This is a genomic window from Bacillus niameyensis, assembly GCF_001375535.1.
Lineage (GTDB): Bacteria > Bacillota > Bacilli > Bacillales > Bacillaceae_C > Lederbergia > Lederbergia niameyensis.
This window is the reverse complement of the sequence record NZ_LN831197.1, coordinates 4,038,735-4,055,509: the sequence shown is the minus strand read 5'-3', so window position 1 is coordinate 4,055,509 and position 16,775 is coordinate 4,038,735. Positions and strand designations below refer to the sequence as shown.

15 protein-coding genes are annotated in these 16,775 nt (G+C 38.1%); 6 read left to right on the top strand and 9 right to left on the bottom strand.

Features of this window, described 5'->3' with window-relative positions; translation table 11 throughout:
- Positions 1-138: 138 nt before the first annotated feature.
- From BN1243_RS18580 to BN1243_RS18570, 3 genes are all read right to left on the bottom strand, one after another.
- On the bottom strand, positions 139-1,929 hold the full coding sequence (locus tag BN1243_RS18580) for an acyl-CoA dehydrogenase family protein (RefSeq protein WP_062110777.1): 1,791 nt from the start codon (positions 1,927-1,929) through the stop codon (positions 139-141).
- Between the two features lie 163 nt (positions 1,930-2,092).
- Complete coding sequence (locus tag BN1243_RS18575; RefSeq protein WP_062109350.1) at positions 2,093-3,268, bottom strand: acetyl-CoA C-acetyltransferase; 1,176 nt, start codon at positions 3,266-3,268, stop codon at positions 2,093-2,095.
- Between the two features lie 21 nt (positions 3,269-3,289).
- On the bottom strand, positions 3,290-5,662 hold the full coding sequence (locus BN1243_RS18570; protein WP_084782099.1) for a 3-hydroxyacyl-CoA dehydrogenase/enoyl-CoA hydratase family protein: 2,373 nt from the start codon (positions 5,660-5,662) through the stop codon (positions 3,290-3,292).
- A gap of 249 nt (positions 5,663-5,911) precedes the next feature.
- On the opposite strand from BN1243_RS18570, the gene BN1243_RS18565 reads away from it, so the two are divergent.
- From BN1243_RS18565 to BN1243_RS18545, 5 genes are all read left to right on the top strand, one after another.
- Positions 5,912-6,181, top strand: coding sequence for a hypothetical protein (locus tag BN1243_RS18565; protein WP_062109347.1), 270 nt, complete (start codon positions 5,912-5,914; stop codon positions 6,179-6,181).
- A 15-nt stretch (positions 6,182-6,196) separates the two neighbouring features.
- A complete protein-coding gene (locus tag BN1243_RS18560) occupies positions 6,197-6,553 on the top strand; it encodes a spore coat protein (RefSeq protein ID WP_230200255.1) in 357 nt (118 codons plus the stop codon).
- A 142-nt stretch (positions 6,554-6,695) separates the two neighbouring features.
- The gene (locus BN1243_RS18555) at positions 6,696-6,902 is read left to right on the top strand and encodes a helix-turn-helix transcriptional regulator (protein WP_062110772.1); all 207 of its coding nucleotides are present in this window, start codon (positions 6,696-6,698) and stop codon (positions 6,900-6,902) included.
- Positions 6,902-7,366 carry a DUF2178 domain-containing protein gene (locus BN1243_RS18550; protein WP_062109345.1) on the top strand — a complete coding sequence of 155 codons (465 nt, stop codon included), beginning with the start codon at positions 6,902-6,904 and terminating at the stop codon, positions 7,364-7,366. The genes BN1243_RS18555 and BN1243_RS18550 overlap by 1 nt, the downstream gene beginning before the upstream one ends.
- A 103-nt stretch (positions 7,367-7,469) precedes the next feature.
- The gene (locus tag BN1243_RS18545; protein ID WP_062109343.1) at positions 7,470-8,381 is read left to right on the top strand and encodes a CPBP family intramembrane glutamic endopeptidase; all 912 of its coding nucleotides are present in this window, start codon (positions 7,470-7,472) and stop codon (positions 8,379-8,381) included.
- Positions 8,382-8,639: 258 nt separating this feature from the next.
- Here the strand turns inward: BN1243_RS18545 and BN1243_RS18540 are convergent, their stop codons facing one another.
- Positions 8,640-9,824, bottom strand: a complete 1,185-nt coding sequence (locus tag BN1243_RS18540) for an FtsW/RodA/SpoVE family cell cycle protein (RefSeq protein ID WP_062109342.1) — start codon at positions 9,822-9,824, stop codon at positions 8,640-8,642.
- 169 nt (positions 9,825-9,993) lie between these two features.
- On the opposite strand from BN1243_RS18540, the gene BN1243_RS18535 reads away from it, so the two are divergent.
- Positions 9,994-10,311, top strand: coding sequence for a thioredoxin family protein (locus BN1243_RS18535; RefSeq protein ID WP_062109340.1), 318 nt, complete (start codon positions 9,994-9,996; stop codon positions 10,309-10,311).
- A 437-nt stretch (positions 10,312-10,748) separates the two neighbouring features.
- On the opposite strand, the gene opp4A is transcribed toward BN1243_RS18535, so the two are convergent.
- From opp4A to BN1243_RS18510, 5 genes are read right to left on the bottom strand one after another with little or no spacing between them, the layout of a single operon-like run.
- Complete coding sequence (gene opp4A / locus BN1243_RS18530) at positions 10,749-12,560, bottom strand: oligopeptide ABC transporter substrate-binding protein (protein ID WP_062109338.1); 1,812 nt, start codon at positions 12,558-12,560, stop codon at positions 10,749-10,751.
- A gap of 17 nt (positions 12,561-12,577) precedes the next feature.
- A complete protein-coding gene (locus BN1243_RS18525; protein ID WP_407638898.1) occupies positions 12,578-13,480 on the bottom strand; it encodes an ABC transporter permease in 903 nt (300 codons plus the stop codon).
- 23 nt (positions 13,481-13,503) lie between these two features.
- The gene (gene opp4B / locus BN1243_RS18520; RefSeq protein WP_062109334.1) at positions 13,504-14,466 is read right to left on the bottom strand and encodes an oligopeptide ABC transporter permease; all 963 of its coding nucleotides are present in this window, start codon (positions 14,464-14,466) and stop codon (positions 13,504-13,506) included.
- Positions 14,467-14,471: 5 nt separating this feature from the next.
- Positions 14,472-15,404, bottom strand: a complete 933-nt coding sequence (locus BN1243_RS18515; RefSeq protein WP_062109333.1) for an ABC transporter ATP-binding protein — start codon at positions 15,402-15,404, stop codon at positions 14,472-14,474.
- On the bottom strand, positions 15,391-16,404 hold the full coding sequence (locus BN1243_RS18510) for an ABC transporter ATP-binding protein (protein ID WP_062109331.1): 1,014 nt from the start codon (positions 16,402-16,404) through the stop codon (positions 15,391-15,393). The genes BN1243_RS18515 and BN1243_RS18510 overlap by 14 nt, the downstream gene beginning before the upstream one ends.
- Positions 16,405-16,775 lie beyond the last annotated feature (371 nt).

Genomic DNA, 16,775 nt, shown 5'->3' with positions numbered 1-16,775 from the left:
TAGTAAGAACGGTTAAGGAGAGTGGGTTCATGACACTTTAGACTTGTTTTACGACGAGAAAGTGCCATGAGGAGTGATCTCATGACACTTCGGGATCGTTTTACGAGGAGGAAATATCATAACAGAGCCTCGTGGGTATTACACTACGTACTTTTCCGCATCAATCAGCCGTTCAGCAGCCTTCCGTTTTTTCGCGATCACATTAATAGGTGTATGACGAATCAATTTGCGTAAAGCAGAGTTCATCATGCGGAATGTATCTCCCTCTTCAATCGCGGATAAGCATTCCCTAGCCAATTGTTCTACCTTCACAATGGCATCTTGGCAATAAATTTCCGTATATAGAAGCTTCTGTTTATGACGATCTACTCCCGTTTTAGCAATTGCCTTTTCCGTACGAACAACAACTGATTCCATCGCATACGCCATCGACACGATATCAGCCAGTTTTGCTAAAACTTCTTGTTCTTTCTCAATGGCATGCCCAAATTTTTGTACTCCAAGTCCTGCAATCATAAGTGCCACTTTCTTACTTCCACGGACTAAATATTTTTCCTGCTCTAGAGGTTCATTTCCAGGTTCTTCTGGCATCATCATCATTAACTCCTCTTGCAATGCCTGTGCTTTTTGCAAAAGAGGAAGTTCCCCTTTAAAAGCCTTTTTCAAAAACGTACCAGGTACAAGCAAACGATTTATTTCATTCGTTCCTTCAAAAATTCGATTAATTCGAGAATCTCGATAGGCCCTTTCAATCTCATATTCTTCCATATATCCATATCCACCGTGAATTTGTACACCTTCATCGACTACATGGTCTAGCACTTCAGAAGCAAACACTTTATTTAGTGAGCATTCAATTGCATACTCACGTATCGAGTTTGCTACTTCCGTCCCATCTTTCACTTGTTCATTTGTTAACTGGCTCATTCGTTCTTCAAATAAGCCTACTGTTCTGTACACCGAGCTTTCTGCTGCATAGATTTCTGAACCTAACGTACCGAATTTTTCTTTCGTTAAGTTAAATTGGGAAATAGGAGTTTTAAATTGTTTCCGCTGATTAGCATATTGAAGCGTAATTTCCAAAGCTCGCTTAGAACCGCCAACAGCGCCCACTCCCAATTTATACCTGCCAATGTTTAAAATATTAAAAGCGATACGATGACCTTTCCCCTTTTCACCGAGTAAGTTTTCAACAGGAACTTCCGCATCTTCCAATATTAATGTACGAGTTGACGAAGACTTAATCCCCATTTTCTTTTCTTCTGGTCCTGTCGATACGCCCAGAAAATCACGTTCAATGATAAAAGCGGTAAAATGTTCTCCATCAATTTTCGCATAAACAATAAAAACATCAGCAAACGCAGAATTTGTAATCCACTGTTTTTCTCCATTTAAAATATAATGGGTTCCTGAATCATTAAGTTTAGCTGTTGTTTTCGCGGCAAGTGCATCAGATCCTGAACCTGGCTCTGTCAGAGCATAGGCCGCCAGCTTTTCACCCGTTGCAAGTGAGGGCAAATACTTCTGTTTCTGTTCTTCATTTCCAAACAAGACTATTGGAAGGGAACCAATTCCAACATGAGCACCGTGAGATATGGAAAAGCCGCCTACTCTGGACATTGCTTCCGAAATCAAGGATGAACTCACTTTATCTAGCCCTAATCCACCATAATCTTCTGGGACATCCGCTCCGAGTAGCCCCAGGTCACCTGCTTGCTTCAATAGCCTTACTGACCGATCAAACTCATGATTTTCTAAATACTCTACTTCAGGAAGCACTTCATTGATGACGAAATCTTCACTCGTTTTATAAATCATTTTATGCTCGTCTGTACAATCCTCAAGTGTAAACATTTGTTCCGGACGAATTTCCTCTATTAGAAAGGCTCCACCTTTAACCCACTTTTCAGTTTTGTTTTCCAATGTCATCCCCCGTTCTTTTTTGGTCCAGCTCCATCGCCTAGCGACTTGCAAACTTTCAGCTTCCTCCTACGATAAGTCAACATCGGCTCGTTCCTCGCCGTGTTTCCTTTATCTCGTCGGAAGCTTAAAAAGTTTGTTCGTCGCTAAACAGGCGATTACGCTTTTCTATTTATACTAATTCAAATACCCCTGCTGCACCCATTCCTCCGCCAATGCACATTGTTACAACCCCAAACTGGACATTCCGACGTTTCATTTCATGGATAAGGGACAATGTTAATTTAGTTCCTGTGCAGCCAAGCGGATGCCCTAACGCAATCGCCCCTCCATTAACATTAACGATGCTTTCATCAAGGCCCAGTTCGCGAATAACTTGAATCGATTGTGAGGCAAATGCTTCATTCAGTTCAAACAACCCAATGTCAGATAATTCCAGCCCCGCTAACTTCAAGGCCTTAGGTACAGCTTCAATGGGTCCAATCCCCATTACTTCGGGGGGCACACCTGCAACAGCAAACGAACGGAACTTTGCCATTGGTGCTAGCCCCAATGATTTTGCTTTTTCTTGCTCCATAACCATAACGGCAGCTGCTCCATCACTCATTTGCGAAGAATTCCCTGCAGTTACAGTTCCTTGCACAGAAAAGGCTGGTCGTAAAGTTGATAAAACTTCCATATTTGTATTTGGCCGAACTCCTTCATCCATAGCAAACTCTATGATATTTTCCTGAAGTTTATTGTTACGGTCCACACTTCTTTTGTTCACTACGACAGGTACGATTTCATCATTGAATTTACCTTCTTCAATCGCCTTTGCTGCTCTTTGATGACTTCTAACCGCAAAAGCATCCTGATCCTCGCGAGAAACTCCATACTTTTTAGCAACTTCCTCCGCCGTGTGTCCCATACTCATGTAATATTCTGGATTCGTTTCTGCAATCTTTATATTGGGTCGAACGACATGACCCATCATTGGAACTAGACTCATAGATTCTGCTCCTCCGGCAATAATCGTATCTGCTGAGCCAAGCATAATTCGTTCAGCCGCAAAGGCAATTGATTGTAAACCTGATGAACAATAGCGATTCACTGTAATAGCTGGCACGGTATTCGGTAAACCTGCCAAAACACCAATATATCTCGCCATATTCATTCCTTGCTCTGCTTCTGGCATAGCGCAGCCAATAATGAGATCATCAATATTTCCATCATAATTTCCCGCTCGTTTTAATGTTTCCTTAACCACTAGTGCCCCAAGATCATCTGGTCGCGTCTGAGCGAGTGTTCCCTTTTTCGCTCTACCAACAGGGGTTCTCGCACCTGCGACAATCACTGCCTCCCGCATGAAATTCCTCCTCATAGTTTTCTAATTTCGAAGTGGTTTTCCTTTCACGAGCATATGTTGCATTCTAGCTTGCGACTTTGGCTCCATGACTAAGCTTAAAAATGCTTCTCTTTCCAAATCCAATAAGTATTGTTCATCTACTTCTGTTCCATATGGGACACTTCCCCCAGCAATGACATAAGCAAGCTTTTTGGCAATTTTCATGTCGTGTTCAGATATATAGCCTGATAAACGCATTCCTTCCGCACCAATTAACAATGTTGCATACCCTGTTTCACCGACAACGGGAATCTTTTCTCGTGCAGGTGGTTTATAGCCACGTCGATGCAAAGTAAGAACTGCTTGCTTTGCGTCAAATATTAAGTGATCCCCATTCACGCTAATGCCATCATTGCGATCAAGAAAATGATTTTCTACAGCTTCCTCCGCCGACGTAGATACTTTTGCAAGTGCGATCGTTTCGAATACTTGATTTGCGACTTTCTGTAAATCAAATTCAATTCCTTTTGCCATGTTTCTTAATACTTTCAAATATAATTCTTTATTTCCGCCGCCACCTGGTATTAGTCCAACCCCCGTCTCAACAAGCCCAATATACGTTTCCATAGAAGCTTGAATATGTGCTGCAGGTAAACTGACTTCTGCTCCTCCTCCAAGTGTCATTGCAAATGGAGCTACTACTACTGGCTTTTCACTATACTTAATGCGCATCATTGCTTCTTGAAACTTGCGAACAACAAGATCTATCTCAAACATATCATCATCCTGTGCAGCCATTAAAATCATAGCTAGATTGGCACCGACACAGAAATTTTTCCCTTGATTAGCAATCACAAGACCTTTATAATTTTTTTCCACCTCATCGATTGCACTGTTAATCATTTGGATAATATCAAAACCAATTGCATTATTCGGAGATTGAAATTCAAGTAACAGAACCTCATCTCCAATATCAATTAAGTTGGCTCCGCTATTTTTCTTAACAATCTTTCCTTGCTTCTTCAACAATCGTAAATCAATTTCTTTTAGATTTCTTTCAATTGATTTATATTCGCCATCAGAATAAAAGCTTTCTTCTTTGTAAAACGAAGTATGCCCTTTTTCAAGCATTTCATCGATCCATACAGGTAACCGAATTCCTTCTGCTTTCATTTTCTGAACAGATTTTTCAAGACCGATTGCATCCCACATCTCAAACGGCCCCATTTTCCAGCCGAAGCCCCATTTCATCGCATTGTCGATCGAAACAACCGTATCCGCGATTTCTCCAAGCAGTTCCGCTGAAATTGCGAGAACAGGAGCAGTGATCTTCCATAGTAATTCCCCTGCGCGATCACCAGAATATAAAAGGGCTTTTAGTTTTTGTCCTGCCCCTTTAGTTTGCTTTGCCATCTCAATGCCAGGTGTTGTTAATTTCTTTCTCGGTTCATAGTCAAATGACTTCGGATTTAATTCCAAAATTTCCTTTCCCTTTTTCCAATAAAATCCTTTTCCAGTTTTACTGCCTAGCAATCCGTTCTCGTGCATTTTACTCATAAAATCTGGTACATCGAAGACCTGTTTTTCAGCTCCATCTACTTGGGCATAGACATTATTTGCGACGTGAATGAATGTATCAAGCCCTACAATATCCAATGTCCGAAACGTTGCACTTTTTGGCCTGCCAATGAGCGTGCCAGTAATAGAATCGATTTCTCCGATGCTAAAGTCCCCTGCGAGCATTTCTCGCACAGTAACAAGAAGTCCATAAGTTCCTATTCGATTGGCAATAAAATTCGGTGTATCTTTTGCGATGACAACTCCTTTACCAAGGATATCTTCGCCAAACTTTTTCATAAAACTTAGTACTTTAGGTTCTGTCTTTGTTGTTGGAATGATCTCAAGTAGTTTTAAATAACGTGGTGGGTTAAAAAAATGAGTTCCTAAGAAGTGTTTCTGGAAGTTTTCAGAACGGCCTTCTGCCATTGATTCGACAGAAATTCCTGAAGTATTCGAACTAACAATGCTATGTTTTCGGCGATAGTGGTCAATCTTTTCAAAAATCTGCTTTTTAATTTGCAAATTTTCTACGACAACTTCAATGATCCAGTCTACTTCTCGTAATTGTTCTAGATCATCTTCCATATTGCCTGGAGTGATGAGGGATAGGTGGCTTTTATGTGTTAATGGAGCTGGCTTTTCTTTTAATAATTTTCTTAAGGCATTATTTGCCAATCTATTGCGGACTTCTCTATCCTTAGTCGTCAGTCCCTTTTCCTTCTCTTCAGCATTTGTTTCGTTAGGGACTATGTCCATTAACAAAACTGGAATCCCTACATTAGCTAAATGTGCCGCAATTCCTGAACCCATAACACCTGAGCCAATGACAGCAGCCTTTTTAATCTGAAGTGTCAAAAAAATTCCTCCTCACCTTTTGAATGAATAGTCATTCATTTTTTACGCAAAAAAATTTCTCTAAATTTAATGACTACTGTAGATACTATAAATATATCCAACTTTTTCTTAACTTGCAATTAGAAAATATTTAAAATTCCCCATTTTCGGAAAGGCAGTGAGAACAATACGTTTGCCAAAAGTAAAGCGATACATAAAAACCTAACGCCAAGCCAAACTAACTTTGTAACTAGTAAAGGAGGTAATATTATGCAAAATCAACCAATGAATCAGCAAAATCAACAACCAGTCATGCCACAGCCGCCTCACGTCATTACTACCAAGGACTTTTCCTACATTAATGATATGCTTGCATGGAATTTGCTTGCAATGAAAAAAGCTCATCACGCAGCATCTCAATGTCAGGATCAGCAGCTAAAAAATAAGCTTGATGCATGTGGGCAAATGCACCAACGTCATTATATGAAGATTTTAGCTCACTTAGAAGAAAAACAATTCAATAATTCCATTACTCAATAAGAGAGGAGCCGGAAAATGCAAAATTCTAATATGCAAAATCAGAATCAAAACAAGATTCAAAACCCAAGTACACAAGTTCCGAAAACTCCGCAAATGAATGAACGAGATTTTGTTAATGATATACTATCGACGGAGAAATATATGACAAATGCTTATTCTGTGGCACTTAATGAAGCGAGTCATCAACATCTCTATAACGATTTGTTAGGGATCTTCAATGAAACACAAAATATGCAACACGAGTTGTTTGATCTTATGTTCCAAAAGGGCTGGTACAAGCTAGAAGCTGAAAGCGCGCAAAAGATCCAACAATCATATCAACAGCACTCAGGATATATGAATCAATTCCCATATCAAGGAACAATTCAATAATCAAGATCTTGAAGTAGAGCGGCCATCATGCAGGCTGCTCCTTTTCTTTATATTTAATGTTAAATATACTTTACATTTTGTTTAATACACTATACAATATATGTTAAGTTAACTTGACATAAAGGAGGAACATTATGTGGTCATCCAAAACCGAGTGAAGGAGCTGCGCGCTCGCTACCATTACTCGCAAACAGATCTAGCGGACCGGGTTGGAGTAACTCGTCAAACGATTGCTGCTATCGAAAAAGGCGATTATGTCCCATCTTTATTACTTGGTTTATCCATCTGCAAAACATTTAATCTTCCTATGGAGGAAATATTTTGGCTTGAAGCAAAGGAGGAAAAGTGATGAAAACACCTATCTATTCAATGGTTTTGAGTTTAGTTACACTAGCTTTAATGGGTTGGGCACTTGGAGCGATGTATGATGTGTATGTTCAATTCGCAGAGATTATTAAGGATCCAACTCCGCCATGGGAGATTAATTTTTACGTACTACCTATCTTCGTCTTTCTTATATATAGCTTGATCATGTTTTTCCTTTATCGCCGGAAAAAGAAAAAAGGTGAGAAAATTTCAATTTGGCTATTCCCTCTTCAATTTTCAGAAAGGGATGAGCGTGAACGGGAAATCTCCGGAGAAGCTTGCAGAAAAGCCTTTATTTCTTGTTGGATATCAGCACCCATTGTTGCTGGGTTGCTTGCCTTTTATCCGTTGTTTGAAGAACATTTTCATTATTTTCCGATTTTAGTTGTCTTAATCATCCCGGTTATCCAAATCATTGCCTACTTTGTTAATATCCGAAAAATATAATATTTTCGTCTGAGAATAAACTTGGCGATGCAAGAATAGAACCATATTACGAATGCTTTTCGATACGCTAATTTACTTTAACTAAAGAAACGGGGAAATAAACATGTTTAAAAATCAAAACGATCAAATTCGATCGGGATGGATTATCCTTCTAGCCTTTCTTGCTATGTTCGCGGGACAAATTCTTTTTCAAATACCAGGATCAATCATGTTAGCGGTAGTTGAACTTACAGGGCAATCTGGATCAATTACGATTGATTTTGAAGCCGCTTTGTGGAATCGCCCATGGATTTTGCTACTCACTCAAGGTGGGGGAACTGTTGGCGGAATTATTGCGACTCTTTTACTTTGGAAATATTTGAATAAAAAGTCACTTAAAGATCTAGGGTTTCAAGGTAGCTTAAAAGATCTCCTTTTTGGACTTTTTCTAGGGGCAATCTCGATTACATTGATTTTCCTTCTTTTACTCGCAACCGGAAATATTGAGCTTTTAAACACTTTATCTGAACCTAAATTTAGTGCCTTTACAATTAGCTTCTTAATTATGTTCATTCTTGTCGGATTTTTCGAAGAAATATTTTTCCGCGGGTATGTTATGAAAGTGATGGCTTCCCGTGGGAATAAACAGTGGGTTATTTACATTATTTCAGCGATCATATTTAGCGCCGTTCACGGCACAAATCCAAACGTAAGTGTAATTGGACTAATTAATATTGTTTTTGTCGGACTACTATTCGCTTATATGTTTATCAAAACAAATAGTTTATGGTTGCCAATTGGCTATCACATCACTTGGAATTACTTTCAAGGAAATGTCTTCGGATTTGCTGTTAGTGGAACAGCTCCACATGGTCTTTACCAAATTGATATTGAAAAAGGCAATGCACTTCTTACGGGTGGAGCCTTTGGCCTCGAAGGTGGGATTATGGCTACAGTTTTCATTCTGCTCGGCTTCTTTGCTACTAAGCTATACAATAGGAAACAACATCATGCAGAAACAAATTTTACTTCTTAAAAAAAGCGGCCGTTCCACTTCCATGGAACGGCCGCTTACGCTTTTCTTGTCTAGCTCCAGCGCCTAGCGGCTAGCGAACTTTCAGCTTCTTCCTACGATAAGTCAACATCGATTCGCCTTGTGGGCTCATCGTGTTTCCTTTATCTCAGGCCAACAGGACGTTGGTCAGAACGGCGTTGCGCCAGGACGGCGCGTCTTTAGCCGTTCATCCTTATTACAAAAGTTCGTACGCCGCTAAACAGGCGCTTACGCTTTTCTTTATTCCTCATTCGAGGCAAACATATATTTTTTAAAATGATAACGGACCGATAAGATAATACCAATTCCCATCATATTCCCTAATAAGGCACTACCACCATAACTAATAAACGGAAGCGGAATACCCGTAATAGGCATTAACCCGACAGTCATACCGATATTTTGAAAAACATGGAATGCTATCATCGCGATGATTCCTGCACAAATATAGGAATAAAATGGATTTTTCGTTTCTAATGCTGTCCTTGTAATTTGATAGATTAACAAAAAGAATAAACTGATGACAACACTTGAGCCAATAAAACCAAATTCTTCACCAATGGTGCTAAAGATAAAATCAGAATGGCTTTCTGGCATATAGACTTCCCCGTTATAAAATCCCTTTCCGACCGTTTGTCCGGAACCTACTGCTTGCAAAGAGTTCACAAGATGGTAACCTTCATCTGTACGGAAATTATAAGGGTCTAACCAAGAATATATTCTTTTATATTGATGGGGTTCCAAAATGCCCTGTAAAAGTTCATGATAATAGATGGCAATGTAAAGGACGACCCCTCCAGCCGTACCAAGAAAAGCAAACATCGGCACAAGTATCTTCCAAGTAATACCCGATACGAGAATGATGGCTAATAATATACAGACCATTACGAGTGCAGTTCCTAAGTCAGGCTGCTCTAAAATAAGAATGGTTGGTACTCCAGAAATAATACCGATTTTAAGCAGTAACCACATATCCGTTTTTATCGTTTTATTTAGGAACTTTTGATTGTGACTAGCCGTTATTTTTGCTAATAGTACAATCAGAAATATCTTCATAAATTCAGCTGGTTGAATTAACCCAGCTCCCGGTATTAGGTACCAACTACGTGCGCCATTTCTCTCAGGAGCTAACGGAAAACCCGGGAAAAATTTAGCAATTAAAAGTAAACCTAATAATGATAATGCACAAAGAGCATAGGCATACCACGAAATTTTTTTCATTTGATCAGAGTCTAGTCTCATAACAACGTAGGCGGCGACTGAGCTAATGACATACCATTTAATTTGTTGCGGAACAAAATTTGTCTTATACTGCCCTGTTTTCTGTGCGCTATATATTGAAATTAAACTGACCAATGCCAGTAACATAAGCGTTAAAATAATACCATAATCGATTTTTGGAATTGTTTTTTTGGATGAAGTCATTTTTTCTCTTCCTCTATTCAAAGGTTCATCTTACTATTATACTGAACTTCGCTGTATTAAAAAAGGAACAATTTTTGGCGATTTTTTAAATAGCTATTTTTGGGCAAGAAATTTGAAAAAAGAGGCTGTAAATACGTACAATGGAGAGAATAGATAGGAGGTTATTTAAATGATAGAAATTAAAAGTAACGATCAATTTGAAGAAATTATCTCAAGCAATGATCCTGTTATCGTCAAGTTTGAGGCAGACTGGTGCCCTGACTGTAAACGAATGGACATGTTTATCGATGAAATCATTGAAGCGAACAAACAATATACTTGGTACGAAATCAATCGTGATCAGTTCCCTGAACTAGCGGAAAAATACCAAGTAATGGGTATACCGAGCCTGCTTATTTATCAAAACGGTGAAAAACTAGCGCACTTGCATAGTGCCAACGCCAAAACACCTGATCAAGTGAATGAATTTTTAGCAGCACAAAAATGAAATTATGAAATGTCCTTCATCGAGCTATGAAGGGCATTTTTTTCGGTATATGTATTTCCTTTATCACCACGATAAAATGACAGACAAGTATCATGAGATCTTTTTTCGTGGCGCTTTTCACGTAAAATACAAAATTTTGTCTATCAGAGACATTCTTTACATAAATTACAATTTTTTGTCTCTGAGAACACCTATCAGAGACATTTTCACCTGTTCCCGCTTGATTTTGTCTCTGATCGCCCCTGTCAGAGACATTTTTTACTAAAATTACAATCTTTTGTCTCTGAGAACACCTATCAGAGACATTCTATACATAAAATACGAATTTTTGTCTTCGAGAACACCTATCAGAGATATTTCCTCCTTTATCTATATTAGTTTTGCTTTCACACTCACAAAAAGGCCGCCCCATTCGGAACGACCTTTTTCACTAAAATTTATTTATCTGCTAATGGTTCTTCTTGTGTAACTCCGATTTCGTATAGATACATTCCTGTTCCATCACCGATAGAGTAATTTACAACACGGTTGTTAACAGGTACTAATACAGAACGGTACAATGTTGGGAATACAGGAACTTCATCAATCATCATTTGTTGCCATTCGTTATAAATTTCTTTACGCTTTTCAACGTCAAATGCTTCTTCAGAAACACCTTCCGCTAAAAGACGATCGTTTTCTTCGCTGGACCAGCGGGTGAAATTGAACAATACATTACGTCCATAAAGACCAGTCGGATCAACATCAATACCTACGCCCCATGCAGCAGCATATACATCAATTTGTGGATCATCTTCTCCACCTCTACCAACACGGTCATAGAAGGAATTCAACTCATGTAAACGACCATCAAGTTTTTCAACTTTAAGACCAATTTCTTTCCATGCTTGAATGTAATAGTTTGCAATTGGTTCAGCAACTTCGTCCCCAGACATAGAAGCGAAATTAATGACTAACTCTTTACCCTCTTTATCTTCACGGATACCATCTCCGTCGACATCTTTAAATCCAGCTTCGTCTAGTAGTTGTTTTGCTTTTTCCGGATCGTATGCTACTCCAGGATTAGATGCATCATGGAATTCAGGATGGGATGGCGGAATTAGTGTAGTCGCATTCCAACGAAGACCATGGTAAAACTTCTTACCTACAGTGTCATTATCAACTGCTAACCACATTGCTTTACGTAAATTAACATCAGCCATTTTTGCATCAGGGTTTGTTACAACTTCTTTTTTCTCTTTATCCCATGTTCCGAGTTTAAAACCAATATAAGAATATGCACGATCAATATCGCCTAAGAATTCAACATTAGACATATCTGCATTGGCAGGGAATTGGTCAACAGGGAATTCACTAACAGTGTCGACTTCTCCTTTTTTCAACGCTTGAACAACAACATTTGGATTAACAACTTTTACCGTTACTTTATCAAGTTTCGGTTCGCCGCGCCAATAGTTTTCGTTCTTTTTCAATGTTACAGATTCACCAGGTACGATAGATTCAACGATAAATGGTCCAAAACCAATTGGATGTTCACGGACTTCAGGTGAAGAAGACATATCTTTTACAGGGATATCTTTAAAAATATGTTTTGCAAGCGGGTATGTCCAAATTCCACCTGTTATTAAAGATGGAGTAGATTCTTTATAAGTAATTTTCAAAGTTTTCGCATCAACAACTTCAATACCGGAAATTGTTTCTGCTTTACCTTCATGATATTCATCCATACCAACAATGTTAGAAACATCGCCATAACGAACACCATCGTAGTCAGGGTGACCAATTACTTCATGAGCAAATAACCAGTCTTCCGCTGTTACAGGCTCGCCATCTTGCCAGTTAACATTATCACGAATTTTAAATGTAAATGTTTTTCCATCTTCTGAAGCTTCATAAGTTGCAGCACCATCGTTTGTGTAAACATAGTTTTCATCCCATGTTAACAATCCTTCATCAAACCAGCTCAACACTTGTGCATCAGGGTTACCAGCATAAAAGTTCCAATTCAACGTACCTTCAAATGCAGTACCGGAAACAAGTCCGAATGTAAAGGAACCTCCATCAATTGCTTCGCCTTTATTCTCTTTGATTTTATTAAAATCTTCAATCGAATAAAGATCTTCTTCCTTTTTACCAGAGTCCTTATCTGATTTAGATTCGCCGCTATTGTCCTTGCCACATGCACCTAGTGCAAGTACAAGTACAAGCATTGCCGCGAAAACTATTTTGCCAAGATGTGTTTTCTTCATCTTATTTCCTCCCTTTCTTATCCTCTTCTTTGTCTTGCATCGGTTGCACGTTTTAACGCTTGACCGACATTATTTATACTCAACATCAATACTAGAATGAGTAGTGATGCGGGTAACCAAATCCACCATCTAGACTGTAATGTCTGTGGGTTTCTTGCATAGCTGACAAGGGTTCCCAGACTTGGAGTATCTTCTGGAAAACCAAAACCTAGAAATGAAAGCCCTGATTCTAAACCAATATTAGCTGCCAAATTTAATGTCATCGTAACGATGATAATGGAACTTAAATTAGGCAACACTTGAGTAAACATAATTTTCAAATTAGAGGATCCCAATGTTTTTGAAGCTTGTACATAATCCAGCTCCTTTTCCTGTAAGGCTTTAGAGCGAATTAACCTTGCAATCCCCATCCATAAAAAAGCAGTCATAATTAATGAAAAGGTAAAAATATTATATTTAGGAACAATTGCAACGAAAGCAATAACAACCATTAAAAATGGGAGAATCATGAAAAAGTCAAGGACTCTCATAAAAATGTTATCAACAGTTCCACCGAAATAGCCTGAGGTTAACCCAAATACAATTCCAATAATACCTGTCATTAATGTAACTAATAAGCCAATCGATAATGAATTGCGAGTTCCTATAATTAGCTGACCAAAGATATCTCGACCACCTTGGTCTGTCCCCAACCAATGATCACTGGATGGTGGAAGATTAATGGAAAACGGATCAACACTGACAATCTCCTCTTGATTAAGAAAGAGAGCTATACCGTATACAAATGCCATGATTAAAATGAGAAAAATAAATGAAATAAACGCCAATTTATCACGAACAAGTTCTCGCCAAATAATTCGTAAACTTGATGGACTCTCTTCTACTTCTACAGCCTCATTAGGCGATTGAACATTATTTATTTCCAACTGAATCACCTCACTTCTTATTTAATCCTAATCCGTGGATCAATAAGACTTAATATAATATCCGAAATTAATGCTCCAAGAATTGAAGCCACACCAAACAATAGAACGAGCGCTGTTACAACACTGTAATCACGTAAATTAAGCGACTCTAAAAATAATTGCCCCATTCCAGGATAACCAAAAATATTTTCAACAAATACGGTTCCCCCGATTAAGCCTGTAAGCTCATAACCTAAAAATGCAGCAATTGGCAAAAGTGAATTTCGAAGGATATGGCGATTATAAACTCTTGATTCCGATGCACCCTTTGCTCTTGCAGTTAAAATGAAGTCTTTTTGTTTCGTATCAATAATTTCATTCCGCAAATATTGAACGGTTGAAACTGTCGCGATTAAGGCCATTGATAAAGCTGGAAGTAGTAAGTGGTAAAATTTACTTATGACATACTCAAAGCTTCCTTTTGCAATGCCTGGTTCAACACTTCCTCCAGTTGGAAACCATCCAAAATGGAAACCGAAAACCCACAGCATTAATAAAGCAAAGATAAATAATGGTGCGGCAAATCCAACATACGTATAACCAGTAATTAAACGATCTGCCCACGTATCGTTATAACGGCCACTCGTAATCCCGAGTGGAATCGCAATTAAATACGTAAAAATCAATGTCGCTAATGATAACCAAAATGTATTGACAAGCCGTTCGCCAATTATATCTGTAACATCCATTTTAAAACGGAAGGATTGTCCTAAATCACCTTTTAATACACCTTGTATCCAGTCCCAATATTGGACATACCAAGGGTTATTAAGACCTAATTTATCAGCGAGTTCCTCTATTGTTTTAGGATCAATATTCGGATCCACCAAGCCGCTTAAAGCATCACCTGGCATTAACTTTGCTAATATAAACACTAAAACACTCAATAATATAATCTGAGGAATCATTATTAATATTCTTCGTACAATGAATTTCCACATACCGTTCAACCTTTCTCAGGCAATGCCACTAAATGTGTATCCGAAATAGCCTTTAATGGATAAGCCAATCCTTCACGATCAAAGTAATGATTAAAGGAATTTGCGTATTCTTTTTGGACTTCTTCGCGAAACTTTAGCTGTTGCTCTCGTTTTCTTGGATTAATATCTGGAATCGCTGCAACGAGTCGTTTCGTGTAAATATGCTGGGGATTATTAAAAATTTCTTCTGTTAACCCTTGTTCAACGTAACGCCCTTTATACATAATCCCGATTTGGTCACACATATGTTTTATAATTCCCAAATCGTGGCTAATAAATAGATAAGTAAGACCTAATTCCTTTTGAATATCTTTCATAAAATTAAGTACCTGTGCTTGAACAGAGACATCTAATGCTGATACTGGTTCATCCGCGATAATTAACTTCGGCTTTAGAGCAATTGCCCGAGCTATCCCGATTCTCTGTCTTTGTCCTCCAGAAAATTGATGCGGATACTTGTAAATGCTATCTGGGCTTAATCCGACCTTTTCCATTAACTCCTGAACCCGTCTTTTTTCCTCATCTTTTGATAGATTCTCATAGTTTCGAATCGGCTCCGCAACAATATCAATCACACGCTTCTTAGGATTTAAAGACGAGTAGGGATCTTGGAAAATCATTTGAATATCTTTACGTAAACTTTTATCTGCTTTACGTAAATTCGTTATATCACGATTTTGGTAGAGAACTTGTCCAGAAGTAATCCGATTAAGACCCATAATCGCTCGTCCAGTTGTTGATTTTCCCGAACCAGACTCTCCGACTAATCCATATGTTTTTCCCTCTTCGATCGTAAAATTAACACCATCAACTGCTTTAATATGGTCAACTGTTTGTCCAAAAATTCCGCCCTTAATAGGAAAGTGAACTTTCAGATTTTTTACTTCAAGATATGCCATGATGTTCCCCCTCAATTTCATCAGGAAAGTGGAAATGTTTATAACATGTACATCGCACAAAATGCCCTGGGCTTACTTCACGCAACTCAGGATGTTCTTCATGTTCCTTTGCATCCATCCATGGAATTCTTGCGCTAAACCTGCATCCAGTTCTTGGCAATTTTTGCAAGGTAGGTACAATCCCTTGAATTACATGGAGCTCAGATTGTGCTTCATTTGTATTTGGTACTGAGTTTAAAAGCGATCTTGTATAAGGATGTAACGGATTTTCAAAGATAGTGTACACATCGGCTATTTCCACAATTTGCCCGGCATACATGACCGCAACACGATCGGCCATTTCTGCAACAACACCTAAATCGTGTGTAATCAAAATAATCCCTGCATTTGTATCTTCTTTCAGTTTTTTAATGAGATCGAGAATTTGAGATTGAATCGATACATCCAAAGCAGTTGTCGGTTCATCTGCAATAAGAAGTTCAGGATCATTCGCAATTGCCATCGCAATTACAACCCGTTGTCTCATTCCACCAGATAATTGATGCGGATACTGCTCATAAGTGTGTTCAGGCCTTGGAATACCAACCTTATTTAATAATTCAATAACTCGCTTTTTCCGTTCTGCTTTCGAAATATCTTTATGATGAAGGAAAATGGTTTCCCCTATCTGGTCCCCAATAATCATTAATGGATTTAATGCTGTTAAAGGATCCTGAAAGATCATACCTACATCTTGACCACGAAGCTTATTTAAGTTATCTGGAGATAAATTAGCAAGATCATGTCCTTTAAATTGGATATTCCCTTCAATTTTTGCACGACTATGCAAACCCATAATAGAGAATGCTAAAGCACTTTTCCCACAACCAGATTCACCAACAATAGCAAGCAGTTCATTTTTGTTCACAACGAGTGATACATCATCAACTGCTGGATAATATTTATCTTTAATTCGAAAGGAAGTTGTTAAATTTTTTATATTAAGTAACTCTTCACTCAACCTAATCACCCGTTTTTCCTATTATCGTTATCTTTTTATTTTGTCTAACAACAGAGACATTATCCTGCATTTAAAAATCAACTGTGTTTAGACATTTTTCTTCAGTTCAGTTAAATAAAATAAATTTACTGAATATTCAGTTCGATAAAATTAAATATTTTTCAGAAAAGTAATAACACGGTTAAACCATCTCTTTTGTTATTATTTTCTGATATTTTTTATCATTTAATTAATATCCTAATATATTAATATATTTTAATAAAAGAGTTTGAGGAAGTCAATTCACTTTTATTAATATTATTCAATCTAATTAAACAAGAAGTTATTTATGTAATTTTCATTCAAATCGCATAAATAACCAGTGTAAGCGC